1 protein-coding gene (cut by a window edge) is annotated in these 25,104 nt (G+C 62.0%); it reads right to left on the bottom strand.

Annotation, left to right across the window (positions count from 1 at the left end; all coding sequences use genetic code 11):
- A protein-coding gene (locus tag R4P65_RS01735; protein ID WP_317825231.1) for a non-ribosomal peptide synthase/polyketide synthase crosses the window boundary here: on the bottom strand, positions 1-25,104 show its 5' portion. The gene continues 3,453 nt to the left of window position 1, outside the view; the window shows 25,104 of its 28,557 coding nt (coding positions 1-25,104); its start codon is at positions 25,102-25,104; its stop codon lies beyond the left edge, outside the window.

Here is a 25,104-nt window from a genome sequence, read left to right as displayed (position 1 = left end):
GGTCACCTCGGCGTCGAGTACCTGCTCCGTCGCATTCCATTCCTGCAGCACCTGATTCGACTCACGCGGATCGAGCACGTCGATGTCGCCGACCACGACCGACGGATCGGCGACCACCGCTGCCAGAACGGTGTTGAACCGATCAGCAATGGACTGGACTGTCGACTCGTCGAAAAGGTCGTGCGCGTAGCTGAATACAGCCGAGATACCGGAGGCAACACCACGCTCGTCGTAGTTGTCACCGACAATCAACTGAAGATCGAACTGAGCGACGCCATTGTCGATCTCGAGACCCTTGACCGTGAGGCCAGGCAGTTCCAGGCTTGCCTGTTCCATGTTCTGGAAGAGGAAGCCCACCTGGTAGAGCGGGTGCCGAGCAGTCGAACGTGCGGGATTGAGTACTTCGACCAGTCGCTCGAACGGAACGTCGGCGTGCGCAAACGCCTGCAGGTCGTTCTCTCGCACGCGGGCAAGCAGTTCCGTGAAGCTGTCGGAACCGTCGACGCGTGTCCGGAATACCAGGGTATTGACGAACATGCCGATCAGATCGTCGAGCGCACGCTCGCCGCGGCCCGCGATCGGAGTGCCCACGGCGATGTCGTCGGTACCGGACAATCGAGCTAGCAGGACCGCGAATGCCGCGTGCGTGACCATGAACAAGGTTGTTCCGTGCTCACGGGCAAGTGATGCCAAGCCCTGATGCACTGCTGCATCGATCTCGAAGTGGAGGTAACCCCCACGGTACGACTGCGCGGCGGGACGCAGACGGTCCGTCGGCAGGTTCAGCTGATCCGGCATCCCGGCCAAAGCCTGGCTCCAGTAGGCGATCTGCTCGGACGACACGGATTCCGGGTCGTCCTCGCTTCCCAGTACCTCACGCTGCCACAAGCTGTAATCCGCGTACTGCACATCCAGCGGAGCCCAACCCGGCGCCGTCCCCTGTGTCCTGGCCGCGTAGGCCATGACGAGGTCGCGGGCGAACGGAGTAGTCGAGGAGCCGTCCGCGGCGATGTGGTGCACCACAACGGCAAGGACGTACTCGTTCTCGGCAACCTGGAACAACCGAATCCGCAGCGGGATCTCGGCCGTCACGTCGAACCTCGTCGACGCCAACTCGACCAGCTTGCCGACAATCTCGGCTTCCGTGACACTTTCGACGCCCAGTTCCACCGGCGTATGCCCCACCGGTTCGATGACCTGGACCGGTCCCGAATCGGTTTCCGGATACACGGTGCGCAAGGTTTCATGACGGCCGACTACGTCGCCGATGGCCGCACGCATCGCATCCAGATCGAGTTCGCCGCTCAGCCGCAGCGCAAACGGCATGTTGTATGCACCGGCGGAGCCGTCGAACCGGTTGAGGAACCACATACGTTGCTGCGCAAGGGAAAGCGGAATCGCTTCCGGTCGATCCTGAGCTGTCAGCGCAAGGCGGCTTCCTTCACCGACGTGCGATTCGAGACGCGCAGCGAGTTCCTGGACGGTGGACGCTTCGAACAACAGGCGAACGGGGACAGCCGTCTCGAGTTCTTCGGCGATGCGCATGACAACGCGAGTCGCGATGAGGGAGTTGCCACCCAACTCGAAGAAATCATCATCCAACCCCACCCGATCAACACCCAACACACCCACAAACGCCGACGCCACCACCAACTCCACCGACGACACCGGAGCCCGAAACACCCGAGCCTCGAACACCGGCTCCGGCAACAACGCCCGATCCAACTTCCCCGACGAATTAAGAGGAAACGCATCCAACACCACCACAGCAGCCGGAACCATATAACCCGGAACCCGCTCCCCCACAAACCCCCGCAACACCGACACATCCACAACCGACCCCACAGCCGGCACCACATACCCCACCAACTGATCACCCATCACCGACCCACGCACCACCACCGCAGCCGACAACACCGACGAATGCGACACCAACGCCGCCTCGATCTCCCCCAACTCAATCCGCTGACCACGAAACTTCACCTGAAAATCAGTACGACCGATGTACTCCAGATCCCCCACAGACGACCACCTCACAAGGTCACCCGTCCGATACATCCGCTCACCCGAACCGAACGGCGACGCCACAAACCGATCCGCACTCAAATCCGGACGACCCACATACCCCCGAGCCAACTGCACACCCGACAAATACAACTCACCCGCAACACCCACCGCAACCGGCCGAAGACGCGAATCCAACACAAACACCCGGCAATTCCACTCCGGCACACCAATCGAGACCACCGACCCCGACCCAGCAGCCGTCACATCCGCAAACGTAAACGACACCGCCGCCTCAGTCGGACCATACAAATTATGCAACCGCGCCGACGACACCAACCCGAACTCACGCACCGCCTCCACCGGCAACGCCTCACCAATAACCAACACATCACGCAACGAACCCAACAACCCCGGATCCACCAACGACGAAAACGTCGACAACATCGTCGGAACAAAATCCGTCACCGACACACCCTGATCATCAATCACCGACGCCAAATACCCCGGATCCCGATGACCATCAACCGACGCCAACACCAACACCGCACCCACCCGCAACGGCATGAAAAAACCCCACAACGACACATCGAACGTCGTCGCCGTCTTCTGCAAATACACATCAGACGACGTCAAGCGATACTCGCCCTGCATGAACTCCAACTGATTCACAATCGCCGCATGCGAAACCGCCACACCCTTCGGCCGACCCGTCGACCCCGACGTGAAAATCACATACGCCGTATTCGACGCCCGCAACGGCGACAACCGATCCACATCAGAAACCCGCGCACCCGAAAAACCAGACACATCAACAACATCCACACACACAACCCGACGACCCGACACCGTGAAACCATCACGCTCCGTCGACACCACACACACCGGATCAGCCGAATCCAACACATACTCATTACGCGAGGACGGCGCATCAGGATCCAACGGCACCCACGCCCCACCCGCACGCACAATCGCATACAAACCAACCAACAAATCAACCGACCGCCGAACAGCCAACCCCACCAACGACTCCGGCCCAACACCCAAACCAATCAAATAACGCGCAAACCTATTAACCCTCTCATCGAACTCCCCATACGAAAGCACCACATCCCCACACACCACCGCACGCGAACCCGAACAAACCCCCACCACCGAATCAAAACCATCCAACAACAACCCACCCACAACCGGACGAGACGTGTCATTCCACGACTCGAGCACCAAAGCACGCTCAGACACAGTCATGACCTCGACGTCACCGACCGCTGTAGAGGGAGTTTCACCGATTTCGGTCAGCAGAGTCTCGAGGCGCCCCAGTAGCGCCTGCGCGTACGACTCGTCGAAGAAGTCGGGTAGGTAGCGAAGAGTCAGGTGCAGTTGGTCGTCGAGACCGATCAGCAGTGTGAGCGGGTAGTTCGTGGAGTCGTCGGAAGCGACATCGTCGATCACCATGCCGTCCAAGAACTCTGCTTGCGCTGCAAGACCGTCACGGTCGACCGGGTAGGACTCGAAGATCACCAGGGTGTCGAAGAGTCCGCCGACCCCCGCGGCGCTCTGTACGTCGGTCAGCCCGAGGTAATGGTGATCGAGCAAGCCTGCCTGCTCGATCTGAACCCGTGACAGCAATGCCTCGACTGACTCGGCCAGATCCAGTTGGACACGAACAGGCAGCGTGTTGATGAACAGGCCCACCATCTTCTCGACGCTGTCGAGTTGTGGCGGACGGCCGGAGACCGTGGCACCGAAGACGATGTCCTGACGACCGGTCATGCGTCCCAGCAGAATTGCCCAGGCAGCCTGGACGATCGTGTTGGCGGTCACGCCGGTCCTCGATGCCAAACCGGTCAGTGTTGCGGTCACCGATTCGCTGAGCGATATCTGCAACTTCTGCGACAGCGCGCTGAATTCCTGACCAACGACGTTGGGAGCCAACAACGTCGGCTCTTCGACGCCGCCCAGCGCTTTCGCCCAGGCATCCATGGACACACTGCGATCCTGCTGAACCAGCCATGCGAGGTAGTTCCGGTAGCTCAGTGCCCGCGTCTGAGCGGGAATGTTCCCACGCATTGCGTAGTGGCCGAGGAGCGTCTGGAGCAGCAGCGGCATCGACCAGCCGTCGAGGATGATGTGGTGGTTTGCCACAACAAGGCGGTATTCACTCGCCGCGATCTTGATCAGCGTGAACTTGATCAACGGCGGGTTGGCCATGTCGAAGTGCGTCGCCTGGTCCTCGGCAAGAATCCGATCCAATTCGCCGCGTCGGTCTTCGCTGTCGGCGATTGTAGTGAGATCCAGTTCGCGCCACGGCACATCGATGTCACCGAGAACTACCTGGACCGGCGTACCCGTTCCGTCGACAACAAAGGCGGTGCGCAAGTTCGGATGACGATCGATGATGGCCTGTGCTGCGGCATGGAGGCGATCTGCGTCGACGCGGCCGGACAGCGAGAGAACCATCTGCACGGAGTACAGGTCGACGGTCGACTCGGCCATGACAGCGTGGAACAGCAGACCCGACTGCAGCGGAGCCAGCGGCCAGACGTCCTGCACCGCCGGGAAACGCTGCTCGAACCCGTCGAGATCCTGCTGGGTCAGCGTTACCAGCGGCACGTCCGACGGCGTGAGTCCGCCTGCGCCGACGGCCTGTGCGTGCTGCGCCAGCGCTGTGAGTGCTCCGACCCACAGGTCGGCCAGGGCTTGCACCTCGGTGGCGCTCAGCAATCCGTTCGGGAAGGCAAACGATGCTTCGAGCACCGCGCCGTCAGGGCCGTCGTTGACGATGGCATTGATGTCGACAACCTTGTTGGCCGGCATGTCCGGGTCTTCCGGTGCAGCGACATCGGAGAAGTCGCGTGCCGGAATCCATCCGAGGCCTTGCGCTGCAGCCGGAATATCCTCCGCCACAATGCGGCCCAGGTAGTTGAAGCTGACCTGCCCGCTGCTCAGCTTCGACAGCTCAGTGCGGGTGTCGTCGTTGACGTACCGCAGCAGTCCGTAGCCGACACCCTTGTCGGGGGCGGCGAGCAACTGCTCCTTGACTGCCTTGATCGCCGCTCCCGCAGCAACTCCGGCGTCGAAGGCGTCGTCGATGTCGATACCGGCAAGGTCGAGGGCGACGGGGAAGGCCGCCGTGAACCAGCCGACGGTGCGCGAAAGATCGGCACCCGGGACGACACCCTCTTCGCGGCCGTGGCCCTCGAGCTGGAGCAGTGCCGCTTCGGTGTCGATGCCCCGCTCACGGCGCCAGCGCACCAGTGCCAGAGCAAGTCCGGCCAGCAAACCGTCGTTGGCTCCGCCGCGGAACACCTCGGGCAGAGTTGTCAGCAGGGTTTCAGTGACGCTTGTGGGCACCTCCACGCGCACACGCTCGACTGTTGCCGCAACGTCGACGGACGGATCGAACGCCCGCGAACCGAGAATCGGGTCTGGAGTCGACAGCGTCTTGCGCCAACGTGGCAGTTCTGCCAGTCGCTTGTCGGATCGTGATTCCGCAGCGAGCGAGTGCGCCCAGGTACGCATGGACGTGCCCGTCGGTTCGAGCGCGGATGCACTTCCGCCACTGCGCTGAGCCCACGCGGAAATCAAGTCCGGCACGATGATTCGCCAGGAGACGCCGTCGACGATCAGGTGATGCGCAGCCACGATCAATCGGCCGGTGCGTGTGTCACCGAAGTCGATCCACACGAACTGAGCCATGACACCGGCGGCCGGATCCAACCGGCCGAGAGCGTCGTCGAGAGCGCCCGACGCGATGGCCGTCAGGTCTGCGCCCGAAATCGCGGGGTCCACCAGCACCCGTCGCACCAAAGAATCCACGTCGACGGTTCCGGGCGCGGACACAGCCATGCCCGGACCACGCTGATCATCGACCAGACGCGAACGGAACATGTCGTGGTGATTGATGACGGCAGCCAGTGTGTCGACAACACCGGTCCGGTCGATGCCGAGCGGCAACTCCAGCGTCAACAACTGGTTGAAACGCTGGAAGCTGCCGGGCCGTTCGAACATGAATCGCTTGATCGGTGTGAGCGGCATCCAACCGATGCCGCCGCCTTCGATCTCGGCGAGAACAGTGATCGCATCGGCGTCGGAGCCGAAGACGGCGACCTCGGCCAACTCTGCCACCGTCTTGTTCTCGAACACGTCCTTGGGCGTGAAGAGAACACCGCGGGCCTTGGCCCGGGACACCAACTGGATCGACATGATCGAGTCTCCGCCCTGAGCGAAGAACGAATCGTCGGTACCGATCTGATCGAGGCCGAGAACGTCGGCAAAGACCTCGCTGAGGATGCGTTCCATCTCCGTCGTGGGAGCGCGGAACTCCTTGACCTCGAATACCGGCTCCGGCAGAGCCTTTCGGTCCAGCTTGCCGGCCGGGGTGAGCGGCATGTCGGTCAGAACCATGATCGACGCAGGCACCATGTGCGCCGGCAGAGTGCGTGAGACGAACTCACTCAGATCCGCCGAGCTGACACCAGATTCCTTGCCGACAAACACGTACGACACCAGCGCCGGAGCACCGGACGTCAGCGTGGTGCCCATCGTCGCGGCGAACTCGACGTCCAAATGTGCCGTCAGCGCCGCGTCGATCTCACCGAGCTCGATACGGAAGCCACGGATCTTCACCTGGAAGTCGTTGCGGCCCACGTACTCAACCTGATATTGGTCAGTCCAACGCACAACATCACCGGTGCGGTACATGCGCTCACCGGACAGGCCGTGCGGGTTGGCAACAAAGCGATCCGCGCTCAATCCCGGGCGGCGATGGTATCCGCGGGTGACCTGGGGACCCGACAGGTACAGCTCACCGGCAACGCCAACCGGAACGGGCTGCAGGCGTGTGTCGAGAACAAACGCGGCCATGTCGCCGATGGTTTCGCCGATGGTCATCCGGTCGCCCGGCATCAGCGGCACACTGACGTTGGTGACGATAGTGGTCTCGGTGGGGCCGTAGACGTTGAGGAAGGTACGTCGACGGTTCGGCTGGTCCGCCCACTTGGCCATCAACTCCGGCGAGTACGCCTCACCGCCGACACCAACCACCTCGAGATCGTTCAGGCCAGACGGATCCATGGAAGCCAACGCCGCGGGCGTGATGAAGGCGTGTGTGACGCATTCGGACTTGAACAGCGCAGTCAATTCGTCGCCGCCGAAGATCGACGTCGGGACGATCACCATGGCAGCGCCTGTCGCGACAGCCAGGAACAGTTCGAGCATCGACGCGTCGAAACTCGGCGACGCGAAGTGCAGAGTGCGGGAGTTCGGCGTCACCAGGTAGTGCTCTGCCTGCGTTGCACTGAAGCTCGCGAGGCCTGCTCCCGTGGCAACAACACCCTTGGGCAAGCCCGTTGTGCCCGACGTGTAGATCACCCAGGCCGGATGCGCCGGAAGGACGGGGCGCACACGCTCATCTTCACGAATCGGTGAACTATCTTGCGCTGCCATCAATTCCGCGCATGCAGCACTGTCGATCGCGAGCCACTCGACGGTGTCGGTAAGCCCTGCGAGTTCAGCTTCGAGAGTCAGACCGACCGAGACGCCCGAGTCGGAGACCATGTGCGCGATTCGGTCGGCCGGGTAGTGCGGATCGATGGGAACAACCGCGGCGCCTGTCTTGGATACCGCCCACACCAGCAGGACCGATTCGATGGAACGCGGAATCGATACTGCGACCAGGTCTTCGGCGCCCAGACCGCGAGCGATCAGGACGCGGGCGAGGCGCGAGGACCACTCGTCGACCTCGGCGTAGGTCATCGACCGATCCTGGTAGCGGAGAGCTTCGTTGGAGGGATACTGCAACGCGGTCTCGGCCAGGATGTCGGCCAACGGCTTCGGCTCGATGCCCGAGGACGCTCGGCGACTGGTCAATTCGATACGCTCAGGCGCTTCGAGGATGTTGATGTCGCCGACAGCCTGCGTCGCATCCACGGCGACGGCTTCGAGAATCCGAGTCAACCGCTCGGCGAAGGAGACAACTGTCCCCTCGTCGAAGAGATCCGTCGCATACGTGAAGGTCGCAGTCATGCCGTGACCATCGGCAGCTTCCACCAGGGTCAACTGAAGGTCGAACTTCGCTACAGTTTCCGCGATATCAAATTCAGTGATATCGAGTCCCGGCAACGTCAGGTTATTCTGCCCCAGATTCTGGAATGCCAAGGCAACCTGGAACAACGGGTTGTGAGCCTGCGAACGCACCGGATCGAGTACCTCGACCAGCCGCTCGAACGGCACGTCTGCGTGAGCGAAAGCCGCGAGATCACTCTCACGCGCCGACGTAAGCAGATCGAGGAAACGCATCCCCGGATCGACGTCGGTACGCAGCACGAGCGTGTTGACGAACATGCCGATCAGATCGTCGAGCTGCGCTTCACCGCGACCGGCGACCGGGGTGCCGACTGCGATGTCGGTGGTGCCGGACAACCGGGCAAGAAGTATTGCCAACGCCGAGTGCATCACCATGAACAGCGATGCCTGGTGCTCGCGACCCACAGCGGCCAGTCCGCGGTGAACATCCGCGGAAATCGGGAAGCTGTAGGTGGCTCCCCGGCCGGTGAACACGGCTGGACGCGCGCGGTCACTGGGCAAGGTGATCTGGTCTGGAACTCCGTCGAGAGCTTTCGCCCAGTAGCCGATCTGCTCTGCGAGTACGGATTCCATGTCCCCCTCGGAACCGAGAACCTCGCGCTGCCACAACGCATAGTCGGCATACTGCACCGACAACGGCGCCCAGGTCGGGGCCTGATCCTGTGAGCGGGCGTAGTACGCGGTCATCACGTCGCGGATCAACGGACCCATCGAGAAACCGTCGGTGGAGATGTGGTGAATCACTATCGCCAGTACAAACGAGTCCTCCGCGAGCTGGAAGAGCTTGGCCCGCAATGGAACCTCAGCGGTGACGTCGAAGCCTGACGTGACGAAGTCCGTCACCGCCGCCACGATGTCGGATCCTTCGATTTGCACGGGAGCCAGATTCACCGGAACTGCCGCCACCGGCAAGATCCGCTGGTAGCCGACACCGTCGACCTCGGGATAGACCGTGCGCAGAACCTCGTGACGCTTCAACACGTCCACGACAGCGTCGTGCAACGCCGCCTGATCCAACTCGCCAGTGAGAGTGATCGCCATCGGAATGTTGTTGGCTGCCGATTCGCGGTCCAATTGGTTGAGGAACCACATGCGCTGCTGCGCAAACGACAACGGCACCTGCGCCGGACGCACCTGCGCAGTCAACGCCGCACGCGAACCTCCACCAACATGAGAACCGAGTCGGGCAGCAAGCCCTTCGACGGTCGACGCCTCGAACAACTCCCGCACCGACACCGAAGCATCCAGCGCCTGACCCAACCGAGACGTCACCTGCGTTGCGATCAGAGAGTTACCACCGAGCGCGAAGAAATCATCATCCAAACCAACACGCTCAATACCCAGAACATCCGCAAACGTCTGCACCACAACCTCTTCCACCACCGACGTCGGAGCCCGGAACACCGCAACCTGCAACGACGGAACCGGCAACGCCCGACGATCCAACTTCCCGTTCACCGTCAACGGAATCGCATCCAACACCACAAACGCCGACGGCACCATGTACTCCGGCAACAACGAACCCACCGACACCCGAAGATCGTCGACCGAAACGCTCACACCCGCAGCCGGAACCACATACGCCACCAACCGCTGATCGCCCGGAGAATCCTCACGAACAACCACCGCCGTCTGCGCCACCGACACATCCGCCAACACCGCAGACTCGATCTCACCGATCTCGATCCGGAACCCACGGATCTTCACCTGATCATCCGCGCGACCCAGATACTCCAGATCGCCAGCGCTGTTCCACGACGCCACGTCACCCGTGCGGTACAACACCTCGCCAGCATTGAACGGATTCGCCACAAACCGCGTCGACGTCAACCCCGCCTGACCCAGATAACCCCGAGCCAACTGCACACCAGAGACATACATCTCACCCGCGACACCAACAGGCACCGGAGCCAAACGCGTATCGAGCACGAACACCTGCAGACCCGAAATAGCCTGACCCACAACACTCGCCGACACATCCGCCGCCAACGCAGCATCCAACACACGATGGCTCACATGCACCGTCGTCTCCGTGATGCCGTACATGTTCACCAACCTCGGCGCGGAGTCACCGCGGCGGCCGTACCAGTCCGACAAGCGTCGAAGCTCGAGCGCCTCGCCGCCGAAAACAACCCACCGCAACGGCAACTCGGCAGCCTGACCGGATTCCGACGCCAACCGATCAGCCTCGGCCAACTGATAGAACGCCGACGGCGTCTGATTGAGCACCGTCACCCGCTCAGCAGCAAGCAGTTCCAAGAACCGCTCCGGCGACCGTGACGTCACATAATCCACAACCACCAACGTGCCGCCGTACAGCAGCGGGCCCCACAACTCCCACACCGAGAAGTCGAACGCATAACTGTGGAACATCGTCCACACATCGGATTCGTCGAACCCGTACACACTCTCGGTATTCGCAAACAACTTCGCCACCGTGATGTGCGGAACCTGCACACCCTTCGGGCGACCCGTCGAACCCGACGTGTAAATCACATACGCAACATTCGAAGACCGCAACGACGCAACACGATCCGCATCCGTAACCGCAGAACCGTCGAACTCCGACACATCCACCGCGTCGATATCAACCACCGGCAAACCAGCGGGCAACACCAACTCACGCTCGGACCACGAAATCGCGCACACCGGAGCAGCATCGGCCAGCATGAACTCAACACGATCACTCGGATACGACGGATCCACCGGCAGATACCCAGCACCGGACTTCACCACCGCCAACAACGCCACCACAAGATCCGCCGACCGCGGCAACGCCACCGCCACCAACGTCTCCGGACCACAACCATGAGCAATCAACCTGCGCGCCAAACGATTCGCCCGCACCGACAACTCACCATACGACAACGACTCGCCACCGAACCGCACCGCGGTCCGATCACCAAACCGCCCGACAGCATCATCGAACCACGCCGACAACGTCGAATCCACACCACTGTCGACACCCGTGTCGCTCCATGACAGAACGCGATCCAACTCACCGGCGGTCAGAACATCCACGTCGCCCACGGCAGCGGCCGGATTGACGACAACGCCACGCAGGACGGACACGAACCGATCAGCGAACTCGGCTGCTGTCGCCGCGTCGAACAGATCCGTCGCGTAGGTCAGAGTGCCGGACATACCGGCGTCAGCGGCGTCTTCAAGAGTGAACTGCAGATCGAACTTGGCCAGTGCTGCGTCGAATTCCACAGCAGCGGCGGTGAGTCCGGGCAGTTCGAGAGCACTCTGGCCAAGGTTCTGGAAGGTCAATGCCACCTGGAACAGCGGGTGGTGTGCCTGCGAGCGCACCGGATCGAGCGCTTCAACGATCCGCTCGAACGGAACGTCAGCGTGGGCAAACGCCTGCAGATCCACTTCACGCGCAGAAGCCAAGAGATCTGCGAACGACATCGACGGATCGACCTCGGTACGCAACACCAATGTATTGACGAACATGCCGATCAGATCGTCGAGCTGCGCCTCACCGCGACCGGCGACAGGAGCGCCGATTGCGATGTCGGTTGTCGCGGACAACCGTGCCAGCAGCACGGCCAGCGCAGAGTGGACGACCATGAACGGAGTTGCGCCCGCCGCCTGACCTGTTGCTTCCACATCGGCCCATAACTGCGGGTCGATGGTGAAGGTGTGGTTTGCTCCTCGACCCGTTGCGATCTCGGGCCGGGTGCGATCACTGGGAAGGTCCAATTGCTCAGGCAGGTCGGCCAGGGCGTCAGACCAGTATTTGATCTGCTGCGCGATGACCGATGTCGGATCGCCTTCGGAGCCGAGAACCTCGCGCTGCCACAACGCATAGTCGGCATACTGCACCGGCAACGGCGCCCACACCGGCGCTTGACCCTGTGAACGCGCGTGGTACGCGGTCATCACGTCGCGGGTCAACGGACCCATCGAGAAACCGTCGGTGGAGATGTGGTGTACCACAAGGGACAAGACGAATTCACGGTCTTCAATTTGGAAGAGCTTGGCCCGCAACGGAACCTCGACAGTGACGTCGAATCCCTCGGCGAAGAATGCATAGAGCTCTGCCTGAAGGGTGCTCTCGGCAGTGCGCACTGTATCGATTTCGATCGAGGCATCCTCCGGCGAGAGGATCTGCTGGTAGCCAACCCCGTCGATCTCCGGGTAAAGCGTGCGCAGAACCTCATGTCGTGCAATGACATCGGTAATCGCCGCACGAAGCGCGTCCACTTTCAGCTCGCCGGTGAGACGAACTGCAACAGGAATGTTGTTGACGGCCGACTCTGTGTGGAAGCGGTTGAGGAACCACATGCGCTGCTGAGCAAGCGACAACGGCACCTGCGCCGGACGCACCTGCGCCGTCAATGCACGTTCTCCGTCGCCGCCGACGTGGCCTTCGATGCGCGCAGCGAGTTCTTCCACACTCGACGCGTCGAACAGCACCCGAACGGGAATCTTCGTCTCCAGCGCTTGCCCCAGACGCGACATCACCCGGGTCGCGATCAGCGAGTTGCCACCGAGCGCAAAGAAATCGTCGTCCAAACCGACACGTTCGAGGTCCAGGACATCCGCGAACGTCTGCGCCACAACCTCTTCCAGCGGGGTGACCGGGGCCCTGAAAGCTACGACCTCGAAAACCGGTTCAGGAAGAGCATGGCGATCGACTTTTCCGTTTGCGTTGAGTGGCATCGCGTCGAGCACGATGAACAGCGCCGGGACCATGTAGTCGGGCAGGCGATCACCCAGGTGTGCCCGCAGGGCATGGGGTTGGATAACTCCGGAATCCGGAGCGACGTACGCGACCAGTTGGTCCCGATACACCGTCACGACGGCCGATGCCACCGTATCCACTGCTACCAGAGCCGACTCGATTTCTCCGAGTTCGATGCGGAGGCCACGCAGCTTGACCTGGAAATCGGTGCGCCCCAGGTATTCCAATTCTCCCGCGCGGTTCCGGCGAACCAGATCACCTGTCCGGTACAGGCGAGATCCGCTGCTGCCGAACGAATTGGCCACAAATCGTTCCGCCGTCAGGTCGAATCGCGCGCCGTAGCCGCGGCCCACTCCGATACCGCCGATGTACAACTCCCCTACGACACCGACTGGCACAATCTGCAACCGCGAATCCAGCACGAACAGATCGATATTGGGAATCGGTGATCCGATCGGCACACCCGCGATGTCATCGACCGACGCGTCACGCCGTGACACCACGTCGGACGCCTCCGTCGGACCGTAGCTGTTCACGATTCGGACACCTGAGTTCATCACTGCGGCCAGGCGCCTCACCTGAATCGGCTCGCCTCCGAGAAAAGCGACCTCGAGGCCCGACAACGCACCGTCGGAATCCGCGTCCACCAACGCTTCGAATGCGCTCGGAGACATGTTTGCCACCTGCACAGGCGAATTCGCCACCAGACCGAGTATCTCCGACGGATCGAATCCGGCGGAAGCCACGACCACGCTTCCGCCACTCGAAAGCGGACCCCACACATTCTTCTGTGTCAGATCGAAACTCGGCGAAGACGCCACCAGGACACTCGCAGCGGGCGGAATCTCCGATCGATACCACTCGACTGTGTTGGTGATACCTGCCATCGGAACGATCGTCGGCTTCGGACGACCGGTAGAACCCGACGTCGAAATTACATAGCCTGCCCGAGATTCTGCGCCAAGCTCGACCCAGTGATCCACCCACACCGGCGTACCTGCCGTGTCCGACACGTCTCCAATGCGAACCACCGGCACCGCCGCAGAGACGTCATCGACAGCTACTACACACCGCGCAGCAACGTCGGACAGAACAGCGTCAATCCGCTGCGCCGGCAGTGACGGGTCGATCGGCAGATAGGCCGCCCCGGCCTTCCATACCGCTACCAATGCGACGATCCACTGCCATGAGCGTGGAACCATCACACCCACGACATCGTCCGCACCCACGCCGGCCTCAGCCAACTCCGCTGCCAATACGGACGAACGCACATCCAGATCGGCGTACGACAACGTCAGGTTGCCGGCAATTACGGCCGACCGGTCCGGGAACTCGACCACTGTCTTGGCGAACAATCCGAGAATCGAGACGTCAGCCGGCGGTGCGCGATGCCCGCGCGACCATGCCAGAATCTGCGACGACTCCCCATCTCCGAGTATCGCCACCGCACCAACCGGCGCCGTGGAATCCGTGGTCATACTTTCCAAGACACGGCACAACCTGTCCGCGAAAGTGGCCACTGTCGACTCGTCGAAAAGGTCTGTTGCGTAGGTAAACTGAGCTGCAATTCCGGAAGGAGCACCGGAAGGGTCGAATGTTTCAGTGAGCGTCAACTGCAAGTCGAACTTTGCAACTGGAAGATCGGTAACCAGCGGCGAGACCGTCAGATCACCGAGAACCAGCTCGGCGCCCGAGAGGTTCTGGAACGACAACATGACTTGAAATAGCGGATGGCGAGCCTGCGAACGGACCGGTTCCAGGACCTCGACCAAACGTTCGAAGGGCACATCTGCGTTTGCGAACGCCTCGAGATCCATCTCGCGCACAGACGCCAGCAATTCGGCAAACGAACCGGCCGGATCTATCTCAGTACGGAGCACGAGGGTGTTGACGAACATGCCGACAAGGTCATCGAGTTGCGCACGCCCGCGACCTGCAACGGGCGTTCCGATCACGATGTCGTTCGTACCAGACAAGCGTGCCAGTGTCACAGCAAGAGCTGCGTGCACAGTCATGAACAGAGATGCGTTGTGCATGCGGCCCAAGGCTTCGAGGCTCTGCTGCATCTGTCCGTCGATAGTGAAGTCGTAGTTGGCGCCGACTCCCGACGCGCGCTGCGGGCGAGGGCGGTCGTTGGGCAGATCGAGCTGCCCCGGCAACTCGGCCAGGGCTTCACTCCAGTATCCGATTTGGCGGGCGATCAACGACTGCGCGTCGCCCTCCGAACCGAGGACATCGCGCTGCCACAGCGTGTAATCGACGTATTGGACCGGTAGCGGCGCCCAGGACGGAGCGCGACCACGCGTGCGAGCCTCGTAGGCAACCATAAGGTCTCGCGTCAGGGGCGCCATCGAGAAGCCGTCAGTGGAGATGTGGTGCACGACAAATGCCAACACGTACTCGCCGTTGGACACGCGGAAGAGCCGCACGCGCAACGGAACTTCCGTAGTGACGTCGAACCCGACAGTCACCAGCGCGGCAATTTCGGCTTCGATCGCTACTTCGGCGATCGCAATCGGGGTCAGTCCCGACCACACCTCGGATACGGAAAGGACTTCCTGACAGCCGATCCCGTCTATTTCCGGATACACCGTACGGAGCACCTCGTGGCGCTCGACGACATCGCGCACTGCAGCGTCAAGCGCGGCAACGTCCAGATTTCCGGAGATACGAAGCGCCGCCGGAACGTTGTTGACCGAAGACTCCGGTTCGAACCTGTTCAGGAACCACATGCGCTGCTGCGCCAACGAAAGTGGGATCCGAGCGGGCCGGGACTGCGGCACCAGTGGGGCCGTGGCACCCGATCCGGCGTGCAACTCGAGCCGGACCGCGAGTGACTGCACGGTCGACGCTTCGAAGAGCGCACGAACCGGAACGCTTGTGTCGAGCGCTTCCCCCAGTCGTGCGGCGACCCGGGTCGCGATCAACGAGTTGCCGCCGAGTTCGAAGAAATCGTCGTCTCGGCCGATCTGCGCCACTCCGAGAACTTCGGAGAACACCTGCGCGACAGTCTCTTCGACTGTCGTCACCGGCGCCTGATACACCTTCGACTCGAACACAGGCGAGGGCAGTGCTTTGATGTCCGTCTTGCCCGCGGTGGTCAACGGAATCGAATCGAGCACCAGGACCGAGTCGGGGACCATGTAGCCGGTCAGGAACGTCGACACCGACTCGATCACCTGCGCGGGATCGACCTCGTCGCCGGCCTGTGGCACTACGTAGGCAACGAGACGATCTCCGAAGTGATCGTCGGAGCGAACGAGAGCAACGGCTTGCGCAACTCCCGCGCAACGGGTCAGCGCGGCTTCGATCTCGCCGAGTTCGATACGGAACCCACGGATCTTGACCTGGAAGTCACTGCGGCCCACGTACTCCACCGCGCCACCGTCGACCCACCGGACCACATCACCCGTGCGGTACAACCGCTCACCCGGTGCTCCGAACGGGTCTGCGACAAAACGACCCGCCGTCAATGCCGGCTGCCCCAGATATCCACGAGCGACCTGAATACCCGACACGTACAACTCACCCGAGACACCAACTGGAACAGGCTGCAAGCGGCCGTCCAGGATCCGCGCGGCCATACCCCGAATCGGGCCGCCGATGTTCATACGATCAAACGCGGTCAGCGCATCGCTGATGTTCGACGCGACCGTCGACTCCGTCGGACCGTAAGCATTGAAGAACCCACGCACACCGCCATCCGGAAGCGGCACCGCCCACCTGGCAACGAGGGACCGCGAACTGGCTTCGCCACCCACGACAACCACCCGCAACGCGTCAAGTCCGCTCGGGTCCACCGATGCCAGAGCAGCAGGGGTCACAAACGCATGCGTCACGCCCTCCGACCGCAAGATCTCGGCCAATTCCGCGCCGCCGTACACCGTCGTCGGCGCAATCACCATCGTCGACGCCGCTCCGAATGCCATCAGCAACTCGAGTACCGAAGCGTCGAAACTCGGCGATGCAAAATGCAGCGTCCGAGCATCGGTGGTCAGCGAGTAACGCTCGACCTGCTCGGCGCAGAAGTTCGCCACACCGGCGTTGGTGACCACAACGCCCTTGGGCAGACCCGTGGTGCCGGAGGTGTAGATGACGTACGCAGGCTGCCGCTCGTCGATCGCGCCGCGTCGATCCGAATCGCTCACCGGCGCGCAAGATTCTGCCGCACACGCCGCGACTATCTTCTCGTCGTCGAGAACAACCCACGTCAACGCCGACGGCAACCCCGCCTCGACGGCACTGAGCGCAAGACCCAGCACCGCACCGGAATCGGTGATCATGTGGGCGATACGGTCAACCGGATACGTCGGGTCGACCGGTACGAATGCCGCACCGGTTTTCGCCACGGCCCACAGAGCGAGAACCGAATCGGCCGAACGCTGAATCGCGATCGCGACCCGATCCTCCGGCCCGACACCCTTCGCAATCAGAACACGAGCGAGTCGCGACGACCGCTCGTCGAGTTCGCGGTAGGTGATCGACTCGCCGTCGAAGCGAATCGCCTCAGCCGACGGATCCGAAGCGGCCGCTCCGGTGAGGATCTCGACCAAAGTTCCCGAGACCGACTGGCCTCCATGAACATCGACCAGCACACCCCGCTCGGCCGCATCGAGAATATCGATGTCACCGACGACAATCGAAGGAACCGACACAACAGTCTCGAGGATACGAACCAGACGGCGAGCAAATCCCTCGACCGTCGAAACCTCGAACAGATCTGCAGCAAAAGTGAATTCGGCCGAGAGCCCTTGCTGGATCCCGTCTTCGCCGATCGACTCGGTTACCGCCAGTTCGAGGTCGAACTTTGCAGTGGTGGTGTCGATTTCGGCGGCCTTGATCGCCAGTCCCGGCAGTTCCAATGCCGTTTGCGCGAGATTCTGCAAGGACAGGACAACCTGGAACAGCGGATGTCGTGCCTGCGACCGGGCCGGAGCCAGGACGTCCACCAAACGCTCGAAGGGTACGTCCGAGTGAGCGAAGGCTCCGAGCGCCGAATCACTCGCCGCGGCGAGCAGATCCGTGAATGCCCGGGCCTGGTCGACCTCGGTGCGCAGAACAAGCGTGTTGACGAACATGCCGACGAGATCGTCGAGCGCCTCGTCGCCGCGACCGGCAACGGGAGTGCCAACGGCGATGTCCGACGTCCCGCTCAGTCGAGCCATCAGAACGGCAAGCGCCGAGTGCAGCGCCATGAAGAGCGTTGCGTTGTTCTCACGTGCCAGCGCGTCCAGTCGACGATGCACATCCCCGGAGATCTCGAACGCGAATCGATCGCCGCGCATCGAGGCCACGTCGGGTCGAGGCCGGTCCGACGGAAGGTCGATCACATCCGGTAGGTCAGCCAGAGTCTCGGTCCAGTAGGAGATCTGCTGCGAAATCAGTGATTCCGGGTCGTCTTCGGACCCCAGGACCTCACGCTGCCACAACGAATAGTCGGCGTACTGAACAGCCAACGGCTGCCACGCCGGCGCAATCCCGTCCTTGCGTGCCGAGTAGGCAATCATGACGTCGCGTGCCAGTGGCGCCATCGACCAACCGTCAGCGGCAATGTGATGAACAACGATCGCGAGGGTGTGCTCGGTGTCGCTGACCGTCAACAGGCAGACACGGATCGGCACGTCGACGGTGACGTCGATCGCCGAGGATCCGATTGCAGCGACTCGACTCTCGAGCTCGTCCGAATCCGAGACCGCTTCTACGGTCAATCCGACGAAAGCCTCTGAAAGCGACAGAATCGACTGCTTCGGTCCGGAAGCCCCGTCGGGGTAAACGGTTCGGAGAACTTCGTGCCGAGCCAAAACGTCCTCGAGCGCCGTTTCCATCGCGGCCGTCTCGAGATGGCCAGTCAGGTGCAGTGCGAAAGTGATGTTGTAAGCAGCGGAGTCGGTATCGAAACGGTTCAGGAACCACATGCGCTGCTGCGCCAACGACAGCGGAATTTCCGCTGGACGCGTCTGCGCGACGAGGGCCTTCTGCCCGCCGCTACCCGCGTGCGATTCGATATGTGCAGCGAGCGCCTCGACCGTGGAAACGTCGAAAAGCGTCCGCACCGGCACCGTGGTGTCGAGCGCCCGTCCCAATCGAGAGGTGACCTGGGTGGCCACCAGAGAGTTGCCACCGAGTGCAAAGAAGTCGTCGTCGAGCCCGACTCGTTCAACACCGAGAACGTCCGCAATCACCTGCGCGACAATCTCTTCCACCGGCGTGGTGGGCGCACGGAATTCGCGGACCTCGAACGTGGGAACTGGAAGTGCGCGGCGATCCAACTTGCCGTTCGAGGTGAGCGGGATTTCCTGCACGATCATGAACGCGGACGGAATCATGTACTCGGGAAGCTTCTCCGAGACGGCAGTCGTGAGCACCTCGGTACTGACGGACGTGTCACCGTCTGCGACGACGTACGCGACCAGTTGATCGCCGAGTCGTTCGTCGTTGTGCATCAAGACGACGGCTTGCACGACCGACTCGAGCGACACGAGCGCGGCTTCGATCTCACCCAATTCGATACGCAGCCCACGCAGTTTCACCTGGAAGTCGCTGCGCCCGACGTACTCCAACTGCCCCAGATCATTCCACCGAACGAGATCGCCTGTGCGGTACATCCTGGAGCCACGGTCGCCGAACGGATTTGCGACGAACCGTTCTGCCGTCACGTCGAACCGACCACCGTAGCCGCGCCCGACACCAACACCTGCAACGTACAGCTCGCCGATCAGTCCTGCCGGCACCGGATGCAGACGAGAATCGAGTACAAACAAGTCGATGTTCGGAATTGGCGCACCGATAGGCACACCGTCGCGGTGCTCGGATGTCGCAGACAGTGCAGATACAACATCCGAAGCCTCAGTGGGCCCGTAGCTGTTGACGATTCGCACTCCCGCCCGCATCAGATGCGAAAGCCTGGAGAGTTGGATCGGCTCACCGCCGAGAAAGGCTACATCCAGTTGCGTGAGCACCCCATCTGCATCTGCGTCGGAAAGTGCGACGAAGGCGCTCGGCGACATATTCGCAACACGGATGCCAGCTGTTTCGACGATTTCCAGAATTGCGTGCGGATCGAAACCATCTCCACTCAAATGAAGCGGCACTCCACTACCGAGCGCTGCCCATATGTTCTTCTGTGTGAGGTCGAAGCTCGGTGAGGACGCAACGAGGATCGGTCCGGCTTCCGGCAACTCCGACCGGTACCACGCGACAGTGTTCTCGATGCCTCGCATCGGTACCATCGTCGGTTTGGGACGTCCCGTCGAGCCGGACGTCGAAATCACATATCCGAGATGATCTTTCGCACCCGCGATAAGCCAGGGGTCGTCTTGCCGCAGAACGCCGGCCTCCGGTGGAAGGTCAGACTTCACAACGAGTACCGGGATATCGAGGTCGATGGCGTCGACGGTCACGACACACACCGCATCGGTGTCTTCCAGAATCGACTGGATGCGCTCCTGCGGGAAGGCCGGGTCGATGGGTGCGTACGCGGCTCCGACCTTCCATGCAGCCAGCATCGCCACTACCCATTGCCACGACCGGGGAACGGTCAACGCCACTACGTCGCCCGCACACACACCGGTCGCTGTCAATTCCAAGGCGAGGAGACTGGACCGTTGGTCCAATTCCTCGTAGGTCAGTGTTCGATCGTCATCCGACACCGCGACAGCGTTCGGCTGAGCGTCTGCTGCCCGGTAGAAGGCCGACAAGATCGACAACTGTGGAGCGCTACTGCGCGTTCCCGCCGACCAGTCGAGCACTCTTGCCGATTCGTCTTTCCCGAACACGGCGATATCGCCGACCTTGGTGTTTTGATCGTCGACGACAGCATTCAGCACCCGGATAAAGCGATCGGCGAACTTCACCATTGTCGAAGCATCGAAGAGATCGGTCGCGTAGGTAAGCGTCGCGTCCAGGCCTTCGAAGTCCGTTGCGCCCTCTTGCCCTTCGGACACCATCAACTCGATGTCGAACTTCGCGATGGGCACCTCGAGTTCTGCGGCCACGGCCTTCACGCCGGAGAACTCGAGCTCGCGCCGTCCACTGATCTCCGCGGTCAACGCAACCTGGAACAGAGGGTGACGAGCGCGTGACCGCGGCGGATTAAGAGCCTCTACCAGACGCTCGAAGGGAACATCCGCATGTGCGTACGCAGACAAGCCCGAATCACGAACTCGCTGAATCAGATTGGCGAACGATTCATCAGGATCGACCTCGGTGCGAAGCACCAGGGTGTTCACGAACATACCGATCACGTCGTTGAGTGCTTGATCGTTTCGCCCACCGATCGGGGCACCGATCGCGATGTCGGAGGTACCACTGATCCGGCTCAGCAGCGTGGCATATGCCGCCTGCAACACCATGAACAGCGAGACGCTTCTCGCGCGCGCCAACTCGTTCAACTTGCGCGTCGTGCGTTCGCTGATCTGAAAATGGTGTTTGGCACCGTGATTGGACGCGATGGCAGGACGAGGTCGGTCGGTCGGCAGATCCAACTGATCCGGCAGATCGGCGAGTGCCCGGCGCCAGAAGTTGATCTGGCGAGATGACTCCGAGCGCGGGTCTTCATCGGATCCCAGTGCTTCGCGCTGCCACAGCGCGTAATCGGCGTACTGAATCGGCAGGGGCGTCCACGCCGGCGCCGACTTCTCACTTCGCGCCGAGTATGCGACGAGAAGGTCACGTGCGAGCGGGCGGAACGACAATCCGTCTGCCGCGATGTGGTGGAGAACCATCACCAGGACGTAGTCCGTCGGAGACACCTCGAAGAGAGCAACCCGTACCGGGATTTCGAGCGTCACGTCGAAGCCGCGAGACGCCACGTCGAACAGGGCCGCGTCGAGATGCGAATTCCGAATCTTGACCGGGTTCAACTCCACCGCTGCACGGTCGACCGGCAGAACAAGCTGTTGCGCAGTTCCGTCGACATCAGGGTAGATCGTCCGCAAGGACTCGTGCCGCTCGAGAAGGTCCATCACCGCGGCATGCAGGGCGGACGGGTCCACCGAACCGGTGAGCCGGACCGTGAACGGAAGGTTGTATGCGGGCGTCGACGGATCGAGACGGTTGATGAACCACATGCGCTGCTGCGCAAGCGAGAGCGGGACGACCTCGGGACGAGGCTTGGCGACCAGCGGGGTGAGCTGCCTGGCGTTGCCCGCCACCGACTCGGCGCGGGCCGCCAAGGTAGCGACCGTGGTGGACTCGAAAAGCTCTCGAACGCCGAGTTGTACTCCCAAGGCGGAACCCACGCGGGTCACCAACTGTGTTGCAACCAGAGAGTTTCCACCGAGTTCGAAGAAGTCGTCGTCGATACCGACGCGCTCGACACCGAGAACGTCGGCAAAGACGTCAGCGACAACCCGCTCGATTTCGGTGCGGGGCTCGCGGTACTGCTTCGCACTCGCGAACACCGGCTCGGGCAACCCGGCACGATCCAATTTGCCACTCGTGTTGAGCGGCAACGCATCGAGCACCATCAACGCGGCGGGAACCATGTACGACGGGAGGCTTCGACCGGCGAACTCACTGAGCACCGCAGCATCGATGTTTCGGCCAGGGCCCGGCACGACGTAGCCGACCAATTGATCACCGGTCGGGGTGACGGTCACCAAGACAACAGCCTGGGAAACGTCGGGGTGTGCCAGAAGGACAGTCTCGATTTCGCCGAGCTCGATGCGCTGCCCACGGAACTTCACCTGGAAGTCGGTACGCCCGATGTAGTCGAGGTTTCCGTCCTCACGGCGGCGGACGAGGTCGCCGGTCCGGTACATACGCTCACCGGCCGTGCCGTACGGATTGGCTACGAACCGATCCGAGCTCAGGTCCGGTCGACCCACGTACCCGCGCGCGAGTTGAACGCCGGCGAGATAGAGCTCACCCGGCTGCCCGATGGGGGTCGGGCGAAGTTGTCCGTCCAGTACGTGCGCCTGAGTGTTCCACTGCGGCATACCGATCGGCACAGAAGTGGTATCCGAGGGCACGGCCTCGTAGTACGTGACCGAAACCGCGGCTTCAGTCGGACCGTAGAGGTTGTGCAATCCGGCTCCACAGAGTTCACGGAAGGCCGAAGACGTCTCGGGCGGGAGCGCCTCGCCGATGACGAAGACGTGACGCAACGAATCACAAGATCCGGCAGGTGCATTCGCCGTGAACAGCGTGAGCATGGATGGCACGAAGTCGGTGATCGTGACGCCGAGCTCCGCGATCTTGTTCGCGACGTAGATCGGGTCCCGATGGCCGTCCGGAGTCGCGACGACGAGCGTGGCGCCAACCTGCAACGGCATGAAGAATCCCCACAGCGACACGTCGAATGTCGTGGCGGTCTTCTGCAGGTAGATATCCGACGCAGAAAGCTCGTACTCGGCGTTCATCCACTGAAGCTGATTGTTGATCGCTGCGTGAGTGACCGCGACCCCCTTGGGGCGACCGGTCGATCCCGAGGTGTAAATCACGTACGCAGTGTTCGAGAAATGCAAGGGAGACAAGCGATCTGCGTTGGCGATCGGCCTGCTGTCGAGCTGTCCGTAGTCGAGAGTGTCGATTTCGATCACCCGCGTGCCCTCGGGCAGATCCACGTCGTCTCGCGCAGTAGTCACAACGCACGTGGGCTGCGCCGACTCGAGGATGTAGGCGGTGCGGTCGGCTGGATGGTCGGGATCCACCGGCACCCAGGCTCCGCCGGCCTTGGCAATCGCGTACAGACCGACCATCAAGTCCAGAGACCTGCGGATCGAGAGCCCCACAAGCGATTCGGGTCCGACACCCATGGAGATGAGCTGACGGGCCAAACCGTTTGCGCGGGAGTCGAATTCGGCGTACGTCAGTCTGTCGCCTTCGAAAACCACAGCGGTGGCATCGGGAGTCCGCGCAACCTGACGCTCGAAGGCTTCGATGATGGTCTGCGAGGCAACCTGGAAGCCGGTGCGGTTCCACAAAGCGACCTTGTTCCGCTCCTCATCGGTTGCGACAGGGAGATCCCATACTTTGCGGCTCGTTTCGGCCGAGACGAACTTCTCGAGGAACTCCACGAACCGTGAGTGATTTCGCTGGGCGTCAGCGGGCGCGTACAGATTGGGATTCGACTCGAAATCGATGTGCGTGCGGGTATCGCCGACGCTCTGGTAGAGGTTGACACCGAGGTCTTCGATCAAACCCGTGGACAGGATGTGAAGCTCGCCGACAAGGGGCCCGAACGCCAACTCCGTGGAAAACATCATGATGTTGATCCAGGGACCGAAGAATCCGCCCCGGCCCGGCCCGTCACCGCCGCGGACCATGTCCTCGTGTCGGTACCGCTGATGGCGCAGCGCGCCGGACATTTCGTTCCTGACGTCGTCCAGAAGATCCTGGACGGTGGTGTCCGCAGTGACGGTCAGTCGCAGCGGAACGACGTTGGAGACCATGCCACCGGATCGGCGCAGCACGGCTGTCGTTCGACCGGAAACGGGCAGACTCAGCGACACGTCCTCTCGTCCGGTCATCTGAGCGAGGTACGCCGCAAAAGCCGCGACGACCGTTCCGGCAACCGTGGTCTTCTCCACGCGTTCGAGGAACCGCCCGAGCAGCGCCTCGACGTGGTTGGACAGCGCTGCGCTGTCGATCCGACTGACGGGAGCCGGCGCGGCACTGCGACCCGCGAGGCTCGAGATCTCGTCGAGATTCTCGATCTTGTCGGCCCAGTACTTGCGATCGGTTTCGAAACGACTCGACTGGCGGTACTTGTTGTCCACCTCGTAGACGTTCCAGAGATCGGAGGCCTCGCTCGGCTCCGGTTCGCGACCCTCCACGCGCGCCGAGTACAACTCCGCCACACGAGTGACGAACGTCGATGCACCGAAGCCGTCGAGAATTGTGTGGTGGACCCGCGTGTACCAGTAGTAGCGGTTCTCGCCGAGACGCAGAATCGTGGCAGAGATCAGTCGGTCCGTGAGCATGTCGATCGGCCGACTGCGATCTGCTCGCATCCACCGCATGGCCGCGTCGTGTGAGTCGTCTTCACTACGGAGGTCGACGTAGCCGACCGAATCATCGAGTGTGGGGTCGATGATCTGGTACGGCTGGGCGTCGATCTCGAAGATCCGGACGAAGGCCGACCCGATTTCGCGACCGGCGTCTGCGCAGGCCTGACGAAGGGCGTCAAGCTCCAGAGCACCACGGAGTTCGACGTACTGAGCGATGTTGACCGGAACTGCAGGATCAAGATGCTGCGCGAACCACATACCGAGCTGGGCCGCGGAAAGCGGGAATGCGTCGGATCGCTGAACGTCTTCCGGCGAGCTGCCGACCTCCGGCTTGCCGCTCCCCAGTTCTCCGTTACCCAGCGAATTCAC

It is taken from the genome of Rhodococcus sp. IEGM 1318, assembly GCF_033142465.1.
Lineage (GTDB): Bacteria > Actinomycetota > Actinomycetes > Mycobacteriales > Mycobacteriaceae > Rhodococcus_F > Rhodococcus_F qingshengii_B.
The sequence above is the reverse complement of the archived record's forward strand: the minus strand, read 5'-3'. Positions and strand labels throughout refer to the sequence as shown.